We start from the raw sequence: 19,521 nt of genomic DNA, 5'->3' as shown, positions 1-19,521 counted from the left end.
CGGCGGTTCCCGCCGATGTCCGCCCGACACCGTACGGGTTGTCCGCCTCGGGCGAAAGCCCACGGTCGGCGGTGCTCCGCCGCGGCCGAGAGCCCGGCGGCGGCGGCGAGCCGCCCGGGGCCGGCGGCTCAGTCGGCCACGTACGGACAGTGTCGGCAGCCTCGCCCGCAGCAGGTGCCCCGGCGGGCCAGGAAGCCTGCGGTGAGCACGAACAGGCCGGTCTCCGGATCGGGATAGCCGGCCTGCCCCGCCGCGAGGGCGGCGGCGTGCGCGGCGAGGATCCGCCCCCGGTGCGGATGGTCCGGCGGCAGCCGCGACGGGTGCGGCTCGGTCAACGGCCGGTCCGCCAACGGCACCCGCTCTCCACCCACCGCCGCAGTGTAAGGAAGGGCCCCTTCCTGACGCCCCTCGGCGCCCAACCGCCGCGCCCGCCGCGCGGCCCGCCGCCGCCTACGCCGGGTCGGCGTCGTGGGGCCGACGGGCCAGCAGGTACGCCTGGGGGCCGCGCTCGTAGTCCTCCGGCTCCCGGACCAGGCGGGCGTGCACGGCGAACCCGGCGGCGGCGAGCTGCGCGGCGATCCGGTCCGGCGGCAGCCAGTGCACGTCGTAGGAGACCGTGTGGCCGTACGCCTGCTCCAGGCGGATCCGCCGGTCGCCGGCCTTGAAGGCGAGCAGCAGCTCGCCGCCCGGGGCGAGCACCCGGTGGAACTCCGCGAAGACGGCCGGCAGCGCCGCCGGCGGCAGGTGGATGATCGAGTACCAGGCGACGAGGCCGGCGAGGCCGCCGTCGGGCAGCGGCAGGGCGGTCATCGAGGCGACGGCGAAGCGCAGCCCCGGCCAGGACTCGCGGGCCACGGCGACCATCCCCGGCGACAGGTCGAGGCCGGCGACGTCCAGCCCGAGGCCGCGCAGGTGAGCGGTGACCCGGCCGGTGCCGCAGCCGACCTCCACGACCGGCCCGGACGCGGCCGCCCGGGTGGTCCCACCACCGCCCACCAGCTCGGCGAAGGTGGCCAGCAGGGCACGCTCCAACGGCTTACGCGCCAGCTCGCCGTGGACCAGCCGGGCGTAGTCGACGGCCACCTCGTCGTACGCGGCGCGGGTCTCCCGCAGCCAGTTCGGTTCCCCCATGACGGGCGACCCTAGCCGCCGCCGGACACGACGCGCCGCCCGAGTGCCGCGCGCCGAGGCGGGCCGGGTCGGGAGGTCGGCGTCGGCGGGCGGCGCCTCAGCGGGGAACGCCCTCCGTCTCCGCGCGTACCCGGGTCATCAGCTCGACGAACGGGCCGGGCCGCTGGAACAGCGACCGGTGCCCGGCGCCGGGGATGACGACGTGCTCCTTGCGGGGGGCCTGGAGCTGGGCATACCACTGGTCGAGCAGGCGCAGCCGCCCCGGCACCTCGTGCTCACCGTCCACGAGGTACGTCGGGACGTCGAGCCGCCGGACCTCGGCGCGAAAGTCCAGGCCCTGCAGGCGCGGGTAGAGCGCGTCCCAACCGTCGATGAAGCCGGGGAGCAGGTGCGCCTTCTCCAGCAGCGGGTATTCCGGCACGCCGAGGTTCTCCACCACCCCGCCGGCCCCCTCGCTGTTGCCGGAGCGGTCGAAGTCGAACGCCGCCGGCTCGTTGGTCAGCAGCGGCTCGTACGCCCAGATGTCCGCATAGGGCGGCGGACCCTGCGCGCTCATCCGGTCGGCGAGGTCGGCCCGGCCCGTGCGCCGGGCCCAGGCAACCGTGTCGGCGTGCTGGCTGGCGTCGGCCTCGCGCAGGCTGACCACCTGGCCGACGCCGACGTAGGAGGCGAACAGCTCCGGCCGACGCTGCACGGCGAGCAGCCCGGGGATGGTGCCGCCCGAGTGGGCGAGCAGGTGCACCCGGTCGCGGCCGAAGCGCCGCCGCAGGTGTTCGGCGACGGCGACGAGATCGGCCACCTCGCCGTCGAGGGTCGGCGCGGGCGGGAAGGCCGACCAGGACTTCGGCGCGCCGGCCCGGTCCCAGGTGGCGACCACGAAGTGCCGCTCCAGGTCGGCCAGGTGGCGGCGCACCGAGCCGATCTCCGACCCGCCGGGCGGGCCGGGCACCACGAGCAGCACCGGCGCGGCCGGCTCCACGCCCCGGATCAACAGACCGAGGTCGCGGCCGGCGGTGGTCACGGTGGTCAGCTCGGCGATCCCACCGGGGATCGGGTCGGTGCGGGCCGGCACCGCCACGCCGACCGTGACCAGCGCGAGCACCGCGGCGAGCACCCCCACCGCGCCGCGACCGGCCCAGCGCAGCACCGGCCCCCGGCCCTCGCCACCGACCGACCGGCGGGCGATCCCGGCACCGTACGCGGCACCGACGAGCAGCGGCAGCAGGGAGAGCGTGCCGTGCACCCCGCGCCCGGTGAGGAGCACGACGACGCCGAAACCGCTCAGGTGCGGCCGGTCGACGCTCGGCCCGCGCAGCCGGATCCGGGCCAGCTCGACCGCCACCGCGTACGCAACGGGGGCGGCGACCATCGCCCACCGGGACCGGCTCAGCCAGCCGGCGGCCAGCCCGACGGCGAGACTGACGCCGATCGAGACCAGCGCCGGGCCCTCGGCCCCGGGGCCACGCGGGGTCCACCACCCCGCCACCAGCCCCCACAGCACGGGAAGCGGCACCGCGAGGAGCACACGGACGACCGGTCTGACCACGACGACCTCCCCCGCCAGGCACGCCCGGAGGCCCCAGCGTAGTGGGGAGCACCGCTCTGCGTGACCCCGCGCGGGGGTCACGCGAACCAGGTGACCGCCTGACCGTGCGGCCTCGTCCAGGCCAGCGGCGTGTCGTCCAGCGTGAGCACGTTGTGCAGCGTCCCGTCCGGTGGCTCCGGCAGCGCGTCGTGCCCCAGCACCTCCGGGGTCTCGTTCGCGAGCCAGTGGCCGGGCAGCGTGCGTACCAGATCGGCGAAGGCCGCCCGGCGCGGAGCCGGCACCAGGTAGAGCACGCTGGTGTGGAACACCACCAGGGTCGCGCCGGCGGGTGCCCGCGCGGCCAGCACCGGCAGGTCGTCGACGAGGTCGCCGCGCACGAGCAGCGGCGGGTCGGCCGCCGCGACGGCCGACGCGGCCCGCAGCCGGGCGCGGCGGTGGGCCTGCTCGGGCCAGACGAGGGCGTCGAGCCAGGCGACGTCGGCGGGGTCGGTCACGTCGAGGGGGTTCAGGTCCAGCCCGGCCCGCCACGCCACCACGGGCCGACGGTTCGGCGGCGCGGCACCGGTGAGCGCGCAGTCGAGGACGGGCTCCCCGGAGCCGACCCGGTGGTCGCCGTAGCGGTAGGCGTACCGGTCGGGATAGAGGCACAGCCCCGCCGACGCGCCGACCTCCAGCAGCGCGAGAGGCTGCGGCAGCGCGGCCAGCACCGGCAGGAGCGCCGCGCACCGGCCGGCCTCGTTGGTCTGGGTCGCGCGGGTACGCAGCTGCGCCGCGACCTCCGGCCAGTGTGCCGCCGCGAACTCGCCGAACGCGGCCGGGTCCTCGACGGGCCCGCCGAGCAGCCGGACGACGGCGAACAGCAGGTTGGGCTGCCGCTTGGCCTCCGGCACCGTGCCGAGCAGCGCGTGCAGGCGACCGTCGCGGGCGACGGAGCGGGCCAGCCGCTCGTACGCGGGCGACACCCCGCGCGCCTCGCGGTCGGCGAACTCGACATAGCTGGCGGCGATCGCCGCATCCACACCTGTCGTCATCGACGAAGGCTAGCCGCTCTGCGGGGGTGTGCCAGGGGTGTCCTTCGCCACCGCAGGCGTTGACATCCTTACCAACAGGTCGGGCCCGGGCGCTGACGCGCCCGGGCCCGACCCGTTGCCGCACTCAGCTGCAGCCGCTGGTCGACCCGCAGCCCTCGCAGACGTAGCAGCTGCCCGCCGGGCGCATCTTCGTGCCGCAGGTGAAGCAGAGCGGCGCGTCGGCGGCCTTGCCGATCACGGCCTCCAGCAGCTCCGTGCTGGAGCCCACCGACGGGGCCGGCTTCGCGGCGGCGACGTCGGCCAGCTCCTGCGCCGGCTGGGCGACCGCACCGACCGTGGCCTGCTGGCCCGGCCCGGCCTTGGTCTCCGGCGACTCGACCGGCGCGGAGGCCGCCATCGCGGTGAGGTCCGCACCGCTGACCGTCGCGCTCTCCGCCTCCGCCTCGGCCCGCAGCTGGGCGGCCCGCTCCTTGGCGGTGAAGATGCCCAGCTCGGCGCGGCGCTCGTACGGCAGGAAGTCCAGGGCCAGGCGACGGAAGATGTAGTCCATCACCGAGGCGGCCATCCGCACGTCCGGGTCGTCGGTCATGCCGGCCGGCTCGAAGCGCATGTTGGTGAACTTGCTGACGTACGTCTCCAGCGGGACGCCGTACTGGAGGCCGATGGAGATGGCCACCGAGAAGGCGTCCATCACGCCGGCCAGGGTCGAGCCCTGCTTCGACATCTTCAGGAAGACCTCGCCGAGGCCGTCGTCCGGGTACGACGAGGCGGTGAGGTATCCCTCCGCGCCGCCGACGGAGAAGCTGACCGTCTCCGAGGGGCGCTTCTTCGGCAGCCGCTTGCGCACCGGGCGGTACTCGACGACCTTTTCGACCACCTTCTCGACGGCCTTCTCCGCCTCGGCCGGGGCCTCGGTCGACGCGGTCGCCTTGTTGGGCTTGGCCACCGACAGCGGCTGGCCGACCTTGCAGTTGTCCCGGTAGATCGCCAGCGCCTTCAGGCCGAGCTTCCAGCCCTCGAAGTAGATCTTCTCGACGTCCTCGACGGTCGCCTGCTCCGGCATGTTGACCGTGTTGTGGTTCATGATGCCGTTCGCCACGAAGGCGTGGGTCTCCGGCACCGAAAGGTCGAACACCTCCCGCTCACCAGCATCCACGACGGAGTCGACGGGCGAGAAGTGCAGGTTGCCGTCCAGCACCTGGCGCAGCCACCCCGGCAGCACCACCCCGTCGAGGGAGGCCACCCGCTCCACCGTACGACGGGTGACGTGCGTGGTGCGCTCGTCGAGGAGGAACGCGAAGCTCGAACGGTCACCGCGAACGCCGCCCCGGCCCGGCTTACCCGCCGGAATGAGGTTGTAGAGTTCCCGCCCGGTGATGCCGGGCACGACATCCGCCGTCCCCGTGCCGTAGGACTGGGCGAGGTAATGAGCGGCAGCAGCGGCCTTCTCCGGCTCCAGGAACGGCACCATGCTCACCAGGAGCTGCCCCTGGTAGCCGGCGGCGTAGACCTCGTCGTACGACTTGCCGTACTCGGAGTTGAACTTGCTCACCCGGCCGTGCACGACACCGAGGTTGGTCAACACGGCCTGCAGGTCGTCCAGCAGGGCCGGGCTGTCCAGACAGATCGCCCACTTCGGCGCGGTGGCCGTCGTCACGTATGCGTCGAGCGCGAGGCCGCGCAGGAAGGCCAGCACCATGTCGCGAGGGGAGCGCAGCACCGCGTCGGGGATCCGCTTCTCGGAGGCTCGCGAGCCACAGCCGAGCTCCGTCATGAACTCCACGACGGTCTTGGATGACAGGACCACCGCCGGGCACTTGCCAGGCTGCCGGTCGATCCGGGCGGTCAGCCCGAACACCGACTGCCAGGCTGCCTGGATCCGCTCCAGCACCGAGTCGACCGAGTTGGTGATGGTGATCGTCCAGTTGCTGCGGCTGGTGTGCCCCTCGGCGGCGTACGCGCCGAGGAGGAGTGCCAGCTCCTCCGTCATCTCCTGCGGCAGCGTCACCGAACGCTGGTTCCCGTAGGACCGCGAGGTCACCACGTCGCGCAGGCTCGCCGGGACGGACGACCACAGGTCGGCACCGTACTGGGTGGCGACGTGGTCACCCGGCTGGAGTTCGCCCAGCGTCTTCCAGACCAGTCCACCCTCACCAGCGGTGAGCAGCCGGTGTGGATAGGTACCGGTCACCGAGTGCCCTGAGCGGAGCGTGGCCGTCCGCACCGGACGTACCCCGCCGTAGTAGAACGCGTCGGTCTTGCGGTCACCGTCCAGGGAGGAGATCTTGAGGAACTCCGCCCGGAACGTGTCCTCCGCCTCACCCTGGTAGAGGCTGCCCATTCGGACAAGCCCGTCCCCGGAGGCCACCAGGGTCTCCCCGACGACGCACTTGGAGATGGCGCCCGAGATGAACGGCTGGACGGCCGCCATCATCCGCACGTGCCCCATCGGCGCGATGGACCGCTCGCCCATGGCGCAGTCGAAGACCGGGTAGTGGTCCGGCTTGAGGCCGGGGGCGTCCACCACGTGACCGTGGTCGGCGATGTGCTCGACGATCGCCTCGACCTGCTCCTCGGGGTAGCCGAGGCTGCGCAGGGCGCGCGGGACGGTCTGGTTGACGATCTGCATGGAGCCGCCGCCGACCAGCTTCTTGAACTTGACCAGCGCCAGGTCGGGCTCGACGCCGGTGGTGTCGCAGTCCATCATCAGGCCGATGGTTCCGGTAGGTGCGAGCACCGCGGCCTGGGAGTTGCGCCAGCCGTGCTTGTCACCGATCTTGTTGCCCTGGGTCCACTGCTTCGTGGCCTCCCGGACGATCGCGGTGGCGACCGTGCTCGTGGGCTTGATCTCGTCGTTGGCGGCGGCGTGCTTGCGCATGACCCGCTTGTGCGGCTCGGCGTTGCGGGCGTAGCCGTCGTACGCGCCGACGATGCCGGCCAGCTCGGCCGAGCGGCGGTACGCCGTGCCGGTCATCAGCGAGGTGATGGCGGCGGCGACGGAGCGGCCCTGCTCCGAGTCGTACGGCAGGCCCGAGGCCATCAGCAGCGCGCCGAGGTTGGCGTACCCGATGCCGAGCTGCCGGTAGGCGCGGGTGGTCTCGCCGATCCGCTCGGTGGGGAAGTCGGCGAAGCAGATCGAGATGTCCATCGCGGTGATGACGAACTCGACCGACCGGACGAACTTCTCCACCTCGAACCCGCCGTCGGCCCGCAGGAACTTCATGAGGTTCAGCGAGGCCAGGTTGCAGGACGAATTGTCCAAATGAAGGTATTCACTACATGGGTTAGATGCGGTGATTCGTCCGGTTTCCGGGCAGGTGTGCCAGTCGTTGATCGTGTCGTCGTACTGGAGGCCGGGGTCGGCGCACTCCCACGCGGCCTGGGCGATGGTGCGGAACAGCTTCTTGGCGTCGATGGTCTCGATGGTCTGCCCGTCGAGCCGGCCGCGCAGGTCGAAGCCGCCGCCGTTCTCCACGGCCGACATGAACTCGTCGGAGACGCGCACCGAGTTGTTGGCGTTCTGGTACTGCACGCTGACGATGTCGTTGCCGCCGAGGTCCATGTCGAAGCCGGCGTCCCGCAGCGCGCGGATCTTGTCCTCCTCGCGCGCCTTGGTGATCACGAACTCCTCGATGTCCGGGTGGTCGACGTCGAGGATGACCATCTTCGCCGCGCGCCGGGTGGCACCGCCGGACTTGATCGTGCCGGCGGAGGCGTCCGCGCCGCGCATGAAGCTGACCGGGCCGGAGGCGGTGCCGCCGGAGGAGAGCAGCTCCCGGGAGGAGCGGATCCGGGAGAGGTTGACCCCGGAGCCGGAGCCGCCCTTGAAGATCAGCCCCTCCTCCTTGTACCAGTCGAGGATCGAATCCATCGAATCATCCACAGAAAGGATGAAACACGCGCTGACCTGCTGGGGTGAGGGCGTGCCGACGTTGAACCAGACCGGCGAGTTGAAGCTGAACACCTGGTGCAGCAGCATCCAGGTCAGCTCGTGGGCGAACACCTCGGCGTCGGCCGGGGTCGCGAAGTAGCCGTGCTCCTCACCGGCGGCGCGGTAGGTGCTGACCACCCGGTCGATGAGCTGCCGCAGCGACCACTCCCGCTCGGGGGTGCCGACGGCGCCCCGGAAGTACTTGGTGGTGACGATGTTGGCCGCGTTGACGCTCCAGGACTCGGGGAACTCGACCCCGCGCTGCTCGAAGTTGATCGAGCCGTCCCGCCAGTTCGTCATCACGACGTCGCGGCGCTCCCACGTCACCTCGTCGTAGGGGTGGACTCCCTCGGTCGTCCACACCCGCTCGACCTTCAGGCCGGTGCTGGCCTTCGTCCGCGTCCGGCTTGCTGTCACGCCGTCCCCCGCCATCTCATCCGCCCCCTCGTCTGCGCGGTCACCCGCCGCGCGTCCAAACTGTCAGAAACCAGGAAAATCAATTGGTACGGCCGGCGGCCCCCGCCGCGGCCGCCCCGTCGCCGGCCCCGGCGCCCTCCCGGGCGCGGGCGGCGGCCCGTAGGGTCTCGATCTCGCGCTCGAAGTCCGCGAGGGAGTCGAACGAGCGGTAGACGCTGGCGAAGCGCAGGTAGGCCACCTCGTCCAGGTCCCGCAGCGGGCCCAGGATCGCCAGGCCCACGTCGTGGCTGGGGATCTCGGCGGCCCCCTTGGCCCGGATGGTCTCCTCGACCTTCTGCGCGAGCAGGGCGATCGAGTCCTCGTCGACCGGTCGCCCCTGGCACGCCTTGCGCACCCCACCGACGATCTTGATGCGGCTGAACGGCTCGGTCACCCCGCTGCGCTTGACCACGGCGAGCACCGCCTCCTCGACGGTGGTGAACCGCTTACCGCACTCGGGGCAGGACCGCCGCCGGCGGATCAGCTGGCCGTCGTCGGCCTCCCGCGAGTCGACGACCCGGGAGTCGGCGTGCCGGCAATATGGGCACCGCATCGCCTGACCTCCTTCATCGACGGCGGGCCGACAGGCATTCCCGGGCACGCGAAACCGCGGCGCCGGCCCCGCTCGGGGACCACCACCGGGTGCGGTAGCGGGAAGTGCGGTCGGTAGTCGAACCCAACCTGTAGGCGACTTACGCCCGTGTGACTACTACATCTAGGGGTTGACCGTATGCGTCCGGCGGACCGTGGTCAAGTTCGCCGGGGCGTGTCCGGCGCGTCACCAGAATCACGTCGGCGCCCCCTCCGGCAGGGCCGCCGAAAGCCCCAACGCGGCATGCGTCCCCCCGGTCACGCCCTGCGGCCGACCAGCCCCCGAACGGGGGCCGGGCAGGCGAACGTCGAACTGACGTTCGAGCGCGCGTACCATTTATCAGAACAGGCGTTCGGATTTCCCGCTTTCGAGTCCGACACGCCGACGAAGGTCGTACAGATGTTTGAAAATGACCGATCTCACCTATACGGTCAAGAACAACCGGGCCGGCGAGCCACGCGGACCGGTCGAGGCAACCGCGCGCGGCTCCGACCCCACAGCCCCCGAGCCGCCGGGCAACGAGCGCCGACCAGGGAGGACGGACGTGACCGAGGACCGGGCCAGCCGGCCGAAGAACCCGCAGCAGAGCACCGAGGCGGGTCCGCCGGCCACCCGGCGCCCCCGCGCCGCGCGCAGCCGGGCAGCCCAGCCGGCCGTGCGTCCGGTCACCCCGGTGGTCAGCAGCTTCCCCGACCCGGCCACGGTCGACCTGACCGCCCGGCAGCGCCGCATCCTGGAGTTCATCCGCACCTGGGTCGAGCGGCACGGCTACCCGCCGAGCGTGCGGGAGATCGGCGAGGCCGTCGGCCTCGTCTCCCCGTCCAGCGTCGCCTACCAGCTCAAGGAGCTGGAGAAGAAGGGCTTCCTGCGGCGCGACCCGAACCGCCCGCGCGCGGTGGACGTGCGGACTCCCAGCGACACCCTCGACGACGAGGCGAGCCGCTCGCAGCGCCCCGCCCCGGCGTACGTGCCGATGCTCGGCCGGATCGCCGCCGGTGGCCCCATCCTCGCCGAGCAGGCGGTGGAGGACGTCTTCCCTCTCCCCCGCGAGCTGGTGGGCGAGGGTGAGGTCTTCATGCTCCAGGTCAAGGGCGACTCGATGCTGGACGCGGCGATCTGCGACGGCGACTGGGTGGTGGTGCGGCAGCAGCCGACCGCCGAGGCCGGCGACATCGTCGCCGCGATGCTCGACGGCGAGGCGACCGTGAAGACCTACCGCCGCCGCGACGGCCACGTCTGGCTGATGCCGCAGAACCCGGCCTTCGACCCGATCCCGGGTGACGACGCCACCATCATGGGTCGCGTCGTGGCGGTCCTGCGCCGCATCTGACGGGTCGCCGGAGGGCCGCCGGCCCGCGAGGAACGGCCCGGGTGCCCGCGCGCCCGGGCCGGAAGATCAGCGGCGGTCGCCGCCACGATCGCCCCGGCCGCGAACAGCCCGACCCCGCGACGGGGCGCGACGACGGTCAGTAGCGGTCGCCCCGGTATTCGCGGCCTCCGCCGGGCGGCTGGCCGTAGCCGCCGCGCTCGTCGCCGGGCCCGCCGTCGCCGTGTCGGCCTCCGCGTGGGTCCCGGGGGTCCCGCCCGCGCCGGGGCGGCTCGGCCTGCCCGCCGTAGACCCCGCCACGGCCCGGCTGGGCCGCCCGGTCCGGCGGCGGGGCCGCCCCACCGCCCCGGCCGGGGGGAACGCCCCCGGGCTGCGCGCCGCCGTAGCCGCCGCCGGCGGGCCGCCCCCCGCCGCCGCCGTACACGCCGCCGCCCTGTGGTGGGCGGGCGGCCCCCGCCGGGCGGGCCGCGCCGCCGTACACGCCGCCGGAGGGTGGGCGCGGCCCGCCGGCGGGAGCCGGGGTCGCGCCGTAGCCGCCACCGCCGGCCGGCACTCCGCCGTAGACGCCGCCCCGACCCCGGCCGCCGCCGGGCGGCGGGTCCTCGACCGGCCGCCCCCGGGCGGGTCCGCCCGGACCGGCGTTGAGCGGGAACTCGTCGCGCTCCGGCAGGTCGGCGTCGCCTGACGGGTCGTCGGGCGGCGCGGGACGCCGCCGGGCCCGCAGGATCCCGAAGATGCCGGCACCGACCATCAGCGCGCCGATCACGCCGACGGCCGCGATGAGGTACGTGATCTCGTCGAGGCTCAGCCCCTCCATCCAGGACTTCTCCGCCGCCGGCTTCGGTGGGCCGGCGTCGCCGCCGGTCAACGCCTCGGCACCGGTGGTGGCGGGGGTGTAGGCGAGGATGTCGATGGCCTCGTCCTCGCCCAGTTCGCCGCCGTCGGAGACGGTCACGAACGACTTGCCGTCGGGGGTGTAGGAGATCGCCTCGCCGAACGGGTCCGACAGCGGGGTGACGCGGGGCTTGCCGCCGGTCAGCGCGCCGACGATGTCGCCGCCGGAGACGTCGTACTCGAAGGCGTCCGCGTACGTGCGCAGCACCACCTTCTTGCCGTCGGGCGAGCGGGCGGCGCCGGTGATGGCGACCCGGCCGATGGTGTTGAGCACGTTCGGGGTGTTCGTCTTCGGCAGCGAGACCTCGCCGAGCCTGGTCATCGGCACGGGCTCGGTGTCGCCGCTGTTGAGTTTGCCCTCCGGGGCGAAGATCTCGGCCTTGCCGCTGGCCACCTTCGTGACGATCAGCGGCTTGCCGTCGTCGCTGATCAGGAGCGCCTCGGCGTCGTGCGGCTTCTTCTCCGGGTACGACAGCCGGTGCAGCACCGGCCGGGCCGATCCGTCGGCGGGCATGCTCCACACCGCGACCCGCTCGCGCCGCTGGGTGCTGGTGATGTTGTCGCCGATGTCGGCGATCCACAGCGTCTCGCCGTCCGGTGAGAGCGCGAGGTCCTCCGTGTCGAGCGGGCCGTTGCCCGAGTAGCGGACCTCCTTCGTCACCTGGCACTTGGTGTCGAGGAAGAAGACCCGCTTGCGCGCCTCGATGGTGGTGCCGTCGTTGACCACGACGTAGCCGCTGCTGGTCGCCACCAGGCCGGAGAGCTCGCGCAGCCGCTCGTCGGTGACGGTGCAGCGCTTCTTGCCGGGGGTCGGCTCGGGGGCGGCGGCGGCCCCGGGGGCGGGCGCGGCCAGGGCGACTCCGGTGAGCGCCACGGTCGCCCCGAGCAGGCCGAGGGCAACCGTGACCGAGGAAACAGCGCGGCGCATGGGGTCAGTGTCGCATGCCCGTGTAAACGCGAGGGGCACGCCGGACCGCCCGTCGCGGTGGTCCGGTGTGCCCCTCGCTGTCGCATTCCGTGCCGGGCCCGGGTTCACCGGGCGGCAGCGGCGACCCGCCCCTCGTCGGTGGCGAACGGCGCCAGTTCGGCGGCGAGCGCCTCGCTGACCCGTACGTGCAGCATCGTGCCCTCCGGCAGGTGGGCGGAGCTGAGCACCTCGCCCTGCCGGTGCACCCGGGCGACCAGGGCCCCCCGGTCGTACGGCAGCACGGCCCGGACCTCCACGGCGGGGCTGGGCAGCCGCGTCTCGATGGCCGCCCGCACCTCGTCGATCCCCCGCCCGGAGCGGGCCGAGGCGAACACGGCGTCGGGCCACAGCCGCTTGAGCCGCAGCAGGGTCTCCTCGTCGGCCGCGTCGGTCTTGTTGACCACCAGCAGCTCGGGGAGCCGGTCCGCGCCGACCTCGGCAAGCACCTCGCGGACCGCCCGGACCTGCTCCTCCGGGTCGGGGTGGGTGCCGTCGACGACGTGCACCACCAGGTCGGACTCGGCGACCTCCTCCAGCGTCGAGCGGAACGCCTCGACGATCTGGTGCGGCAGGTGCCGGACGAAGCCGACGGTGTCGGACAGGGTGTAGATCCGTCCGTCGGGGGCGGTGGCCTTGCGGGTGGTCGGGTCCAGGGTGGCGAACAGGGCGTTCTCCACCAGCACGCCGGCGCCGGTCAGCCGGTTGAGCAGGCTGGACTTGCCGGCGTTGGTGTAGCCGGCGATGGCCACGGCGGGCACGGCGTTGCGGGACCGGCGGGCGCGCTTGGTCTGGCGTACCGTCCGCATGGCCTTGATCTCGCGGCGCAGCCGGGAGATGCGGTGCCGGATGCGCCGCCGGTCGGTCTCCAGCTTGGTCTCACCGGGGCCGCGGACGCCCACGCCGCCGCCCGCGCCGCCGCCGCGGCCGGAGCCACCGGTCTGCCGGGACAGCGTCTCGCCCCAGCCGCGCAGCCGGGGCAGCAGGTATTCGAGCTGGGCCAGCTCGACCTGCGCCCGGCCCTCCTTGCTCTTGGCGTGCTGGGCGAAGATGTCGAGGATCAGGGCGGTGCGGTCGACCACCTTGACCTTGGTGCGCTGCTCCAGGTTGCGCAGCTGGGACGGCGACAGCTCGCCGTCGCAGATCACCGTGTCGGCGCCGCTGGCGAGCACCACCGCGCCGAGGTCGTCGACCTTGCCCCGGCCGATGTAGGTGGCGGGGTCGGGGCGGCTGCGGCGCTGGATGAGCCCTTCGAGGACCTGCGAGCCGGCCGTCTCGGCGAGCTGCGCCAGCTCGGTGAGGGAGTTCTCGGCGTCGGTCTGCGTGCCCTCGGTCCAGACCCCGACGAGGACGACCCGCTCCAGCCGGAGCTGGCGGTATTCGACCTCGGTGATGTCGGTGAGCTCGGTGGAGAGGCCAGGGACCCGCCGCAGCGCCTGCCGCTCCGACAGCTCGAACTCCCCGGTGGTCGCCTCGAGCTCGTCGTCCGTGAAGGGTACGTAGGTCTCCTGGTCGCGCAAGCCGCGCCTCCTGTCCGTTATGTGCCGTGGCGACGGATTCTGTCGCGTACGACCAATCCTGACACGTGTCAACGCCGGACGCACCCGCTATATGCCCGTCGCGTGGACCACCGAACGTGGGGGTGAGTGCTCCGCGATCCGGGCGGGCGAGTAGAAATGCGGGCGAGGTACGACCGACCCCGATCAGCGTTGACGGAGGGAATCCTGTGGCCATCACCCGACTTCCGAGCGCGGGATTCTCGATCACGATCCGGATCTCCGTGCCGGCGGACGCGTCCTCGATCGGCCGGCTGACCACCTCCGTCGGCGAGGCCGGGGCGATCGTCACCGCGCTGGACGTGGTCGACTCCGACCCGACCCACGTGCTGGTCGACCTCACCTGCGACACCGCCGACGCCGGCCACGCCGACCAGGTCGTCGACGCGCTCACCGCCCTGGACGGGGTGGACGTGCGCAAGGTGTCCGACCGCACGTTCCTGCTGCACCTCGGCGGCAAGATCGAGGTCAGTTCCAAGGTCGCGCTGCGCAACCGCGACGAGCTGTCCCGGGCGTACACGCCGGGGGTGGCCCGGGTCTGCATGGCGATCGCGGAGAACCCCGCCGACGCCCGCCGGCTGACCATCAAGCGCAACACGGTCGCGGTGGTCAGCGACGGCTCGGCGGTGCTCGGCCTGGGCAACCTCGGGCCGGCGGCGTCGCTGCCGGTGATGGAGGGCAAGGCGGCGCTGTTCAAGCGCTTCGGCGGGGTGGACGCCTGGCCGGTGGTGCTCGACACCCAGGACACCGACGAGATCGTGGCGATCGTCAAGGCGATCGCGCCCGCGTACGGCGGGATCAACCTGGAGGACATCGCCGCGCCGCGCTGCTTCGAGATCGAGGCCCGGCTGCGCGCGGCGCTGGACATCCCGGTGTTCCACGACGACCAGCACGGCACCGCGATCTGCGTGCTGGCCGCGCTCACCAACGCCCTGCGCGTCGTGGGCAAGCAGCTCGCGGACGTGCGGGTGGTCGTCTCCGGCGCGGGCGCGGCCGGCACCGCGATCATGAAGCTGCTGCTGCGCCAGGGCGTCGGCGACATCATCGCGTACGACCGGCAGGGCGCCCTGCACCGCGGTCTGACCGGCCTCAACCCGGCCTGGCAGTGGCTGGCCGAGAACACCAACAAGGAGAACTACTCCGGCGACCTGGCCGGGGCGGTGCGCGGCGCGGACGTGTTCATCGGGGTGAGCGCGCCCAACCTGCTCACCGGCGACGACATCGCCACCATGGCCAAGGACGCGATCGTCTTCGCGCTGGCCAACCCGGACCCGGAGGTCGACCCCCGGGAGGCGCGCAAGCACGCCGCCGTGGTCGCCACGGGCCGCTCCGACCAGCCCAACCAGATCAACAACGTGCTCGCCTTCCCCGGCGTGTTCCGGGGCATGCTCGACGCGCACGCCGAGGAGTTCACCGAGGAGATGGCGATCGCGGCGGCCCGGGCCATCGCGGACGTCGTCGGCGAGGACAAGATCAACCCGACGGTCATCGTGCCCAGCGTCTTCGACTCCCGGGTGGCCCCGGCGGTCGCGGCGGCCGTCCGCGCCGCCGCGCAGACCCCCGCCGCCGCGACTCCCCCGCCGGCCGCCGACCCGGGCCCGGCGGACCTCCCCGAGATCGCCGCCACCGCCAGCGCCACCCCCTGACCCACCCCGCCACCCACCCCCTCCCACCCCCGGGTTCGCCTCGGTGATCAAGAGGTTTGCGTCATCGTCGAGATCGACTCTGACGCTTTCTCTTGATCACCGACCCGAGCCGCCGGGGGCGGGGGCGGGAGGTCAGTGGGGCAGGGTCGTGGGGGTTACCGTGCCGGTGGCGATCAGGAGGGCCGGGCCCGCGAGCCAGCAGGAGTCGTCCGTCACCGTGACCGTCAGGCGACCGCCGGGCACGTCGACCGTCATCGTGCCCGTGTCCCGGCCGGCGTCGCGCAGGGCGACCGCGGCGACCGCGCAGGCGCCCGTGCCGCAGGACAGCGTCTCGGCGGAGCCCCGCTCGTGGACCCGCATCAGCACGTGCCCGTCGGTGCCGTCGACCGGGTCGCCGGGGACGGTGAACTCGACGTTCACCCCGGCCGGGAAGAGCGCCGGGTCGAAGGCGGGGGCCCGGGTGAGGTCGAGCGCGCCCAGCTCCAGCCCGGCCGGCAGGGCGCAGACCAGGTGCGGGTTGCCGACGTCCACGGCGGTGCCGGTGAGGGTCAGCCCGCCCAGGGCGGCGGTCGACGTGTCGTACAGCCGGGGGCGGCGCATCTCCACGGCGATGTCGTCGCCCTCGACGCGGGCCCGCACCAGGCCGGCGCGGGTGACCACCGGCACGGTGCCGTCGACCGGCGCGGCCAGCCCCTGCTCCAGCAGGTAGCGGACGAAGACCCGCGCGCCGTTGCCGCACATCTCGGCGAACGAGCCGTCGGCGTTCCAGTAGTCCATGAACCACTCGGCCTCGCCGGCCCGGCCCGTCCCCTCCGGGTGCTTGGCGGCCCGGACCACCCGCAGGACGCCGTCCGCGCCGAGGCCCCGCCGCCGGTCGCACAGCGCCGCTACCAGGCCCGGGGTCAGGTCGAGTGCGCCGTCCGGGTCGGGGAGGATGACGAAGTCGTTGCCGGTGCCGTGTCCCTTGGTGAACTCCACGCCCCCATCATCGCGCAACCGCGCCGACGAGGCTCAGGGCCGCCTCGGCCAGCCCCGGGTCGGCGGAGTCCAGCCAGTGGATCCGCGGGTCGCGCCGGAACCAGGAGCGCTGCCGGCGGACGAACCGCCGGGTGGCCCGGATCGTCTCGTCGTGCGCCTCGGCCTCGGTCAGCTCGCCGGCGAGGAAGCGCAGCACCTGCTGGTAGCCGAGCGCCCGGCTGGCCGTGCGGCCCTCGGGCAGCCCCCGGTCGAGCAGGCCCCGGACCTCGGTGACCAGGCCGTCGGCCCACATCCGGTCCACCCGCAGCGCGATCCGCTCGTCGAGCGCCGCGGTGTCCAGGTCGACGCCGAGCTGCACCGACGGGTAGTACGGGGTGGGTCCGGGCAGCGCCGCCGTGAACGGGGCGCCGGTCAGCTCGATGACCTCCAGGGCCCGGACGATCCGCCGGCCGTTGCCGGGCAGGATGCCCTCGGCCGCCGCCGGGTCCGCCGCGCGCAGCCGGGCGTGCAGGGGGGCGGGGCCTGCGGCGGCCAGCTCCGCCTCCAGCCGGGCGCGCAGCGCCGGGTCGGTGCCGGGGAACTCGAACCGTTCCAGCACCGCCCGCACGTACAGCCCGGAACCGCCGACCAGCAGCGGCACCCGGCCCCGGGCCAGGATGTCGTCGACCGCCGCGCGGGCCAGCCGCTGGTATTCCGCGACGCTGGCCGGCTCGGTCACCGGCCAGATGTCGAGCAGGTGGTGCGGCACCCCGTCCCGCTCGGCCGGGGTGAGCTTCGCCGTACCGATGTCCATGCCCCGGTAGAGCTGCATCGAGTCGGCGTTGACCACCTCGCCGCCGAGGGCGTGGGCGAGGGCGATGCTCAGCGCCGACTTTCCGGCGGCGGTCGGCCCGACGACGGCGACGACGGTGCCGCGCCCGGCGGTGCCGGTGCTGGTGTCGCACCCGATGGGCCCGTCGGTGCCGGTGCCGCGCCCGGCCGCGCTCACGCCCGCTCCCAGGTGGCCACGAAGTAGCCGACGCCGTAGGGCGCGTCGTGGTAGGTCAGGTCGCCGCGCCAGTCGCCGCCCGCCGCGAGGGCCGCGCCGGCCAGCACCTGCCAGGGCGCGCGGCCGGCGACCTTCAGCTGCGTCGACAGCGCCGGGTCGAGGCCGAGCAGCGCCTCGGCGTCCGCGCCGGCCAGGGCCCGGGCCACCCCCTCGTCGTACGCGCCCGCGCGCGGGTCGGCGTAGCCGGGCGCCTTCGTGCCGTGGCACGCCGAGCCGTCCCCCATCACCAGCAGCGCCCACGGCTGGTCGGTGGAGATCCGGGCTCCGCCGGCGGCGCAACTCTCGACGGGCTCGTCGGGGGCGAGGCTGACCATCCGCCAGCCGATCGGGCCCGGCCGCGGGCGTGCCCGGTTGAGCAGCCACGCCCCGACGAGCAGGCTCAGCGGGAGGCCGTCCGTGCCGAACGCGCCGCCCGGCGAGGAGCCGAGCCGGACCTCCAGCGGCAATCCCCAGGGCGCGAAGCTGCCCCGGTACGGGTAGTCCAGGTCGGCGGTGCGGTCGCCGGTGCCGACCACCACGAGCCGGCGGGCGCCGCAGGCGAGCAGCCGGGCCACGGCGGCGTCGGTGGCGCGGCGGAGTTCGTCCAGCTCAGCGGCGGCGGTGCCGGCCAGCTCGGGCACGATCAGGGGCGGGTGGGGGCAGACGGCGGCGGCGACCAGAGGCACCCGTTCACCGTAGCGGGACCCACCGGTGCGTCCCCGCGCCGATCCGGTCATCGGGGGGCTAGGACACCGTATGGTCACGGTCGACGACAGGCGCTCGACGCGGACGGGGGCGGACCTGTGACAATGCCGGGAGTAACTTTGCTGCGCCGTGGCGGCGCTCGCGGGCCCTGGCCCGTCGACGCCGGGAGAACGAGGATGGGCACATGAGCGACTGGACGGCCTTCGGACGGGTGGACGCGGACGGCACCGTGTACGTCAAGACCGCCGAGGGCGAGCGAGTGGTCGGATCCTGGCAGGCGGGCGCTCCGGAGGAGGGACTGGCCCACTTCGCCCGCCGCTTCGCGGACCTGGTCACCGAGGTGGACCTGACCGAGGCACGGCTCAACTCGGGCGCGGCGGACGCCGGACACTCGTTGACCACGATCCGCCGGATCCGCGCCTCCCTGGCCGAGGCGCACGTCGTCGGCGACATCGACGCCCTGGCCGCGCGGCTGGACAAGCTCGCCGCGGTCGCCGAGGAGAAGGCGGGCGAGGCGCGCGCCGCGCGGGAGGCCGCGCGGGGCGAGGCCCTGGCACGCAAGACCGCCCTCGTGGAGGAGGCGGAGAAGCTGGCCGCCGAGTCGACCGGCTGGAAGACCGCCGGGGACCGGCTCAAGGAGATCCTCGACGAGTGGAAGACCATCCGGGGCGTCGACAAGAAGGTCGACGGCGAGCTGTGGAAGCGGTTCGCCGCCGCCCGGGACGGTTTCACCCGCCGCCGGGGCGCGCACTTCGCCTCCCTGGACTCGCAGCGCAAGCAGGCGCAGCAGGTCAAGGAGGACCTGGTCGCCGAGGCGGAGAAGCTGCGGGACTCCACCGACTGGGCGGCCACCGCCAACCAGCTCAAGGAACTGATGAACCAGTGGAAGGCCGCCCCGCGCGCCGCCAAGGAGGCCGAGCAGAAGCTCTGGGAACGGTTCCGGGCGGCCCAGGACGCGTTCTTCACCCGGCGCAGCGAGGTGTTCTCGGCGCGGGACAACGAGCAGCGGGCCAACCTGGAGCGCAAGCAGGCGCTGCTCGCCGAGGCGGAGGCGCTCGACGTCGACGCCGACCCGAAGGGCGCCCAGGCCAAGCTGCGCGAGATCCAGGCGCAGTGGCACGAGGCCGGCCGGGTGCCGCGGGAGGCCGCCGCCGGGCTGGAGCGGCGGCTGCGCGTGGTCGACGACAAGGTCCGCGAGGTGATGGACTCGGCGTGGCGTCGGACCACCAAGGAGGACAACCCGCTGCTGGCCCAGATGCGTTCGCAGGTGGCCGAGGCCGAGGAGCGGCTGGCCCGGGCCCAGGCCGCCGGGGACAACCGGCGGATCAAGGAGGCCGAGCAGGCGCTCGCGTCGAAGCGGCAGTTCCTCCAGCTCGCGGAGCAGGCTGGCTGAGTTGACCGTCCCGGAAGCCCTCGGTCCCCCATGCGGGGCCGGGGGCTTCCGGCTGTCCGGGGCAAGTCCCGTGCTGGTTGACGCATCCAGGTGAGCTGATGACAATGGTCCGCGGAGCTAGGTAGCAGCACCGGCGCGAGGGGCACCGACGGCGGGTTCGCCGTCGCGCGTCGCCGGTTCACCGCGAGCAGTTGCATCCACGTCGCCGTCGTATCCCCGTATCGCGCGTCCCGGGTCGGCACCCCGTGCCTGCCCGTCGACAGGCCGGTCGGCAGCACCCCGTGCCTGCCCGTCGGCACGCCGCCCTGCGGGCACCGGGCGACGGCCCTCCCCCTGGTTCCCCG

Annotated in this window: 14 protein-coding genes and 1 pseudogene; 3 read left to right on the top strand and 12 right to left on the bottom strand. The window is 73.7% G+C overall.

Going from position 1 to position 19,521, the window contains the following annotated elements:
• Positions 1–128: 128 nt before the first annotated feature.
• The 7 genes and pseudogenes from LPU61_RS04165 to nrdR all read right to left on the bottom strand — a co-directional run bounded on the left by LPU61_RS04165 (position 129) and on the right by nrdR (position 8,648).
• Positions 129–371 (bottom strand): DUF5522 domain-containing protein, encoded by a 243-nt coding sequence (locus tag LPU61_RS04165; protein WP_043962494.1) that lies wholly within the window; start codon positions 369–371, stop codon positions 129–131.
• A gap of 79 nt (positions 372–450) precedes the next feature.
• Entirely contained in the window at positions 451–1,131 is a 681-nt protein-coding gene (locus LPU61_RS04160; protein WP_043962493.1) for a class I SAM-dependent methyltransferase, read from the bottom strand.
• A 97-nt stretch (positions 1,132–1,228) separates the two neighbouring features.
• The gene (locus LPU61_RS04155; RefSeq protein ID WP_229404177.1) at positions 1,229–2,677 is read right to left on the bottom strand and encodes an alpha/beta fold hydrolase; all 1,449 of its coding nucleotides are present in this window, start codon (positions 2,675–2,677) and stop codon (positions 1,229–1,231) included.
• Between the two features lie 77 nt (positions 2,678–2,754).
• Entirely contained in the window at positions 2,755–3,708 is a 954-nt protein-coding gene (locus LPU61_RS04150; protein ID WP_229404176.1) for a DUF2332 domain-containing protein, read from the bottom strand.
• A 124-nt stretch (positions 3,709–3,832) separates the two neighbouring features.
• Complete coding sequence (locus LPU61_RS31795; protein WP_374199618.1) at positions 3,833–6,049, bottom strand: LAGLIDADG family homing endonuclease; 2,217 nt, start codon at positions 6,047–6,049, stop codon at positions 3,833–3,835.
• A gap of 42 nt (positions 6,050–6,091) precedes the next feature.
• Positions 6,092–8,071, bottom strand: a pseudogene (locus tag LPU61_RS31695) (vitamin B12-dependent ribonucleotide reductase); the annotation flags it as partial.
• 64 nt (positions 8,072–8,135) lie between these two features.
• A complete protein-coding gene (nrdR, locus tag LPU61_RS04140) occupies positions 8,136–8,648 on the bottom strand; it encodes a transcriptional regulator NrdR (protein WP_043962490.1) in 513 nt (170 codons plus the stop codon).
• Between the two features lie 583 nt (positions 8,649–9,231).
• Between nrdR and lexA the strand changes: the two genes are divergently transcribed.
• Entirely contained in the window at positions 9,232–10,017 is a 786-nt protein-coding gene (gene lexA, locus LPU61_RS04135) for a transcriptional repressor LexA (protein WP_043962489.1), read from the top strand.
• Between the two features lie 136 nt (positions 10,018–10,153).
• On the opposite strand, the gene LPU61_RS04130 is transcribed toward lexA, so the two are convergent.
• Positions 10,154–11,836 (bottom strand): hypothetical protein, encoded by a 1,683-nt coding sequence (locus LPU61_RS04130; protein WP_229404174.1) that lies wholly within the window; start codon positions 11,834–11,836, stop codon positions 10,154–10,156.
• A gap of 104 nt (positions 11,837–11,940) precedes the next feature.
• Complete coding sequence (hflX, locus tag LPU61_RS04125) at positions 11,941–13,392, bottom strand: GTPase HflX (RefSeq protein WP_043962486.1); 1,452 nt, start codon at positions 13,390–13,392, stop codon at positions 11,941–11,943.
• A gap of 206 nt (positions 13,393–13,598) precedes the next feature.
• Here hflX and LPU61_RS04120 point away from each other — a divergent pair, with 206 nt between their 5' ends.
• Positions 13,599–15,074 carry an NAD-dependent malic enzyme gene (locus LPU61_RS04120; RefSeq protein ID WP_043962485.1) on the top strand — a complete coding sequence of 492 codons (1,476 nt, stop codon included), beginning with the start codon at positions 13,599–13,601 and terminating at the stop codon, positions 15,072–15,074.
• Positions 15,075–15,206: 132 nt separating this feature from the next.
• Here LPU61_RS04120 and dapF read toward each other — a convergent pair whose 3' ends face one another.
• Genes dapF through LPU61_RS04105 form a run of 3 tightly spaced genes read right to left on the bottom strand, consistent with a single transcriptional unit; the run spans position 15,207 to position 17,816 of the window.
• Positions 15,207–16,052: a diaminopimelate epimerase gene (dapF, locus tag LPU61_RS04115; protein WP_043962484.1), complete on the bottom strand. Its 846-nt coding sequence runs from the start codon at positions 16,050–16,052 to the stop codon at positions 15,207–15,209.
• A 7-nt stretch (positions 16,053–16,059) separates the two neighbouring features.
• Entirely contained in the window at positions 16,060–17,001 is a 942-nt protein-coding gene (gene miaA, locus LPU61_RS04110) for a tRNA (adenosine(37)-N6)-dimethylallyltransferase MiaA (RefSeq protein WP_229404560.1), read from the bottom strand.
• Positions 17,002–17,036: 35 nt separating this feature from the next.
• Positions 17,037–17,816: a class III extradiol dioxygenase subunit B-like domain-containing protein gene (locus tag LPU61_RS04105; RefSeq protein WP_229404173.1), complete on the bottom strand. Its 780-nt coding sequence runs from the start codon at positions 17,814–17,816 to the stop codon at positions 17,037–17,039.
• A 152-nt stretch (positions 17,817–17,968) separates the two neighbouring features.
• Here LPU61_RS04105 and LPU61_RS04100 point away from each other — a divergent pair, with 152 nt between their 5' ends.
• The gene (locus tag LPU61_RS04100; RefSeq protein WP_043962482.1) at positions 17,969–19,177 is read left to right on the top strand and encodes a DUF349 domain-containing protein; all 1,209 of its coding nucleotides are present in this window, start codon (positions 17,969–17,971) and stop codon (positions 19,175–19,177) included.
• Positions 19,178–19,521: the final 344 nt, after the last annotated feature.

It is taken from the genome of Micromonospora sp. NBRC 110038 (assembly GCF_020884815.1).
In the GTDB taxonomy this organism is placed as follows: Bacteria; Actinomycetota; Actinomycetes; order Mycobacteriales; family Micromonosporaceae; genus Micromonospora; species Micromonospora haikouensis.
The sequence above is the reverse complement of the archived record's forward strand: the minus strand, read 5'-3'. Positions and strand labels throughout refer to the sequence as shown.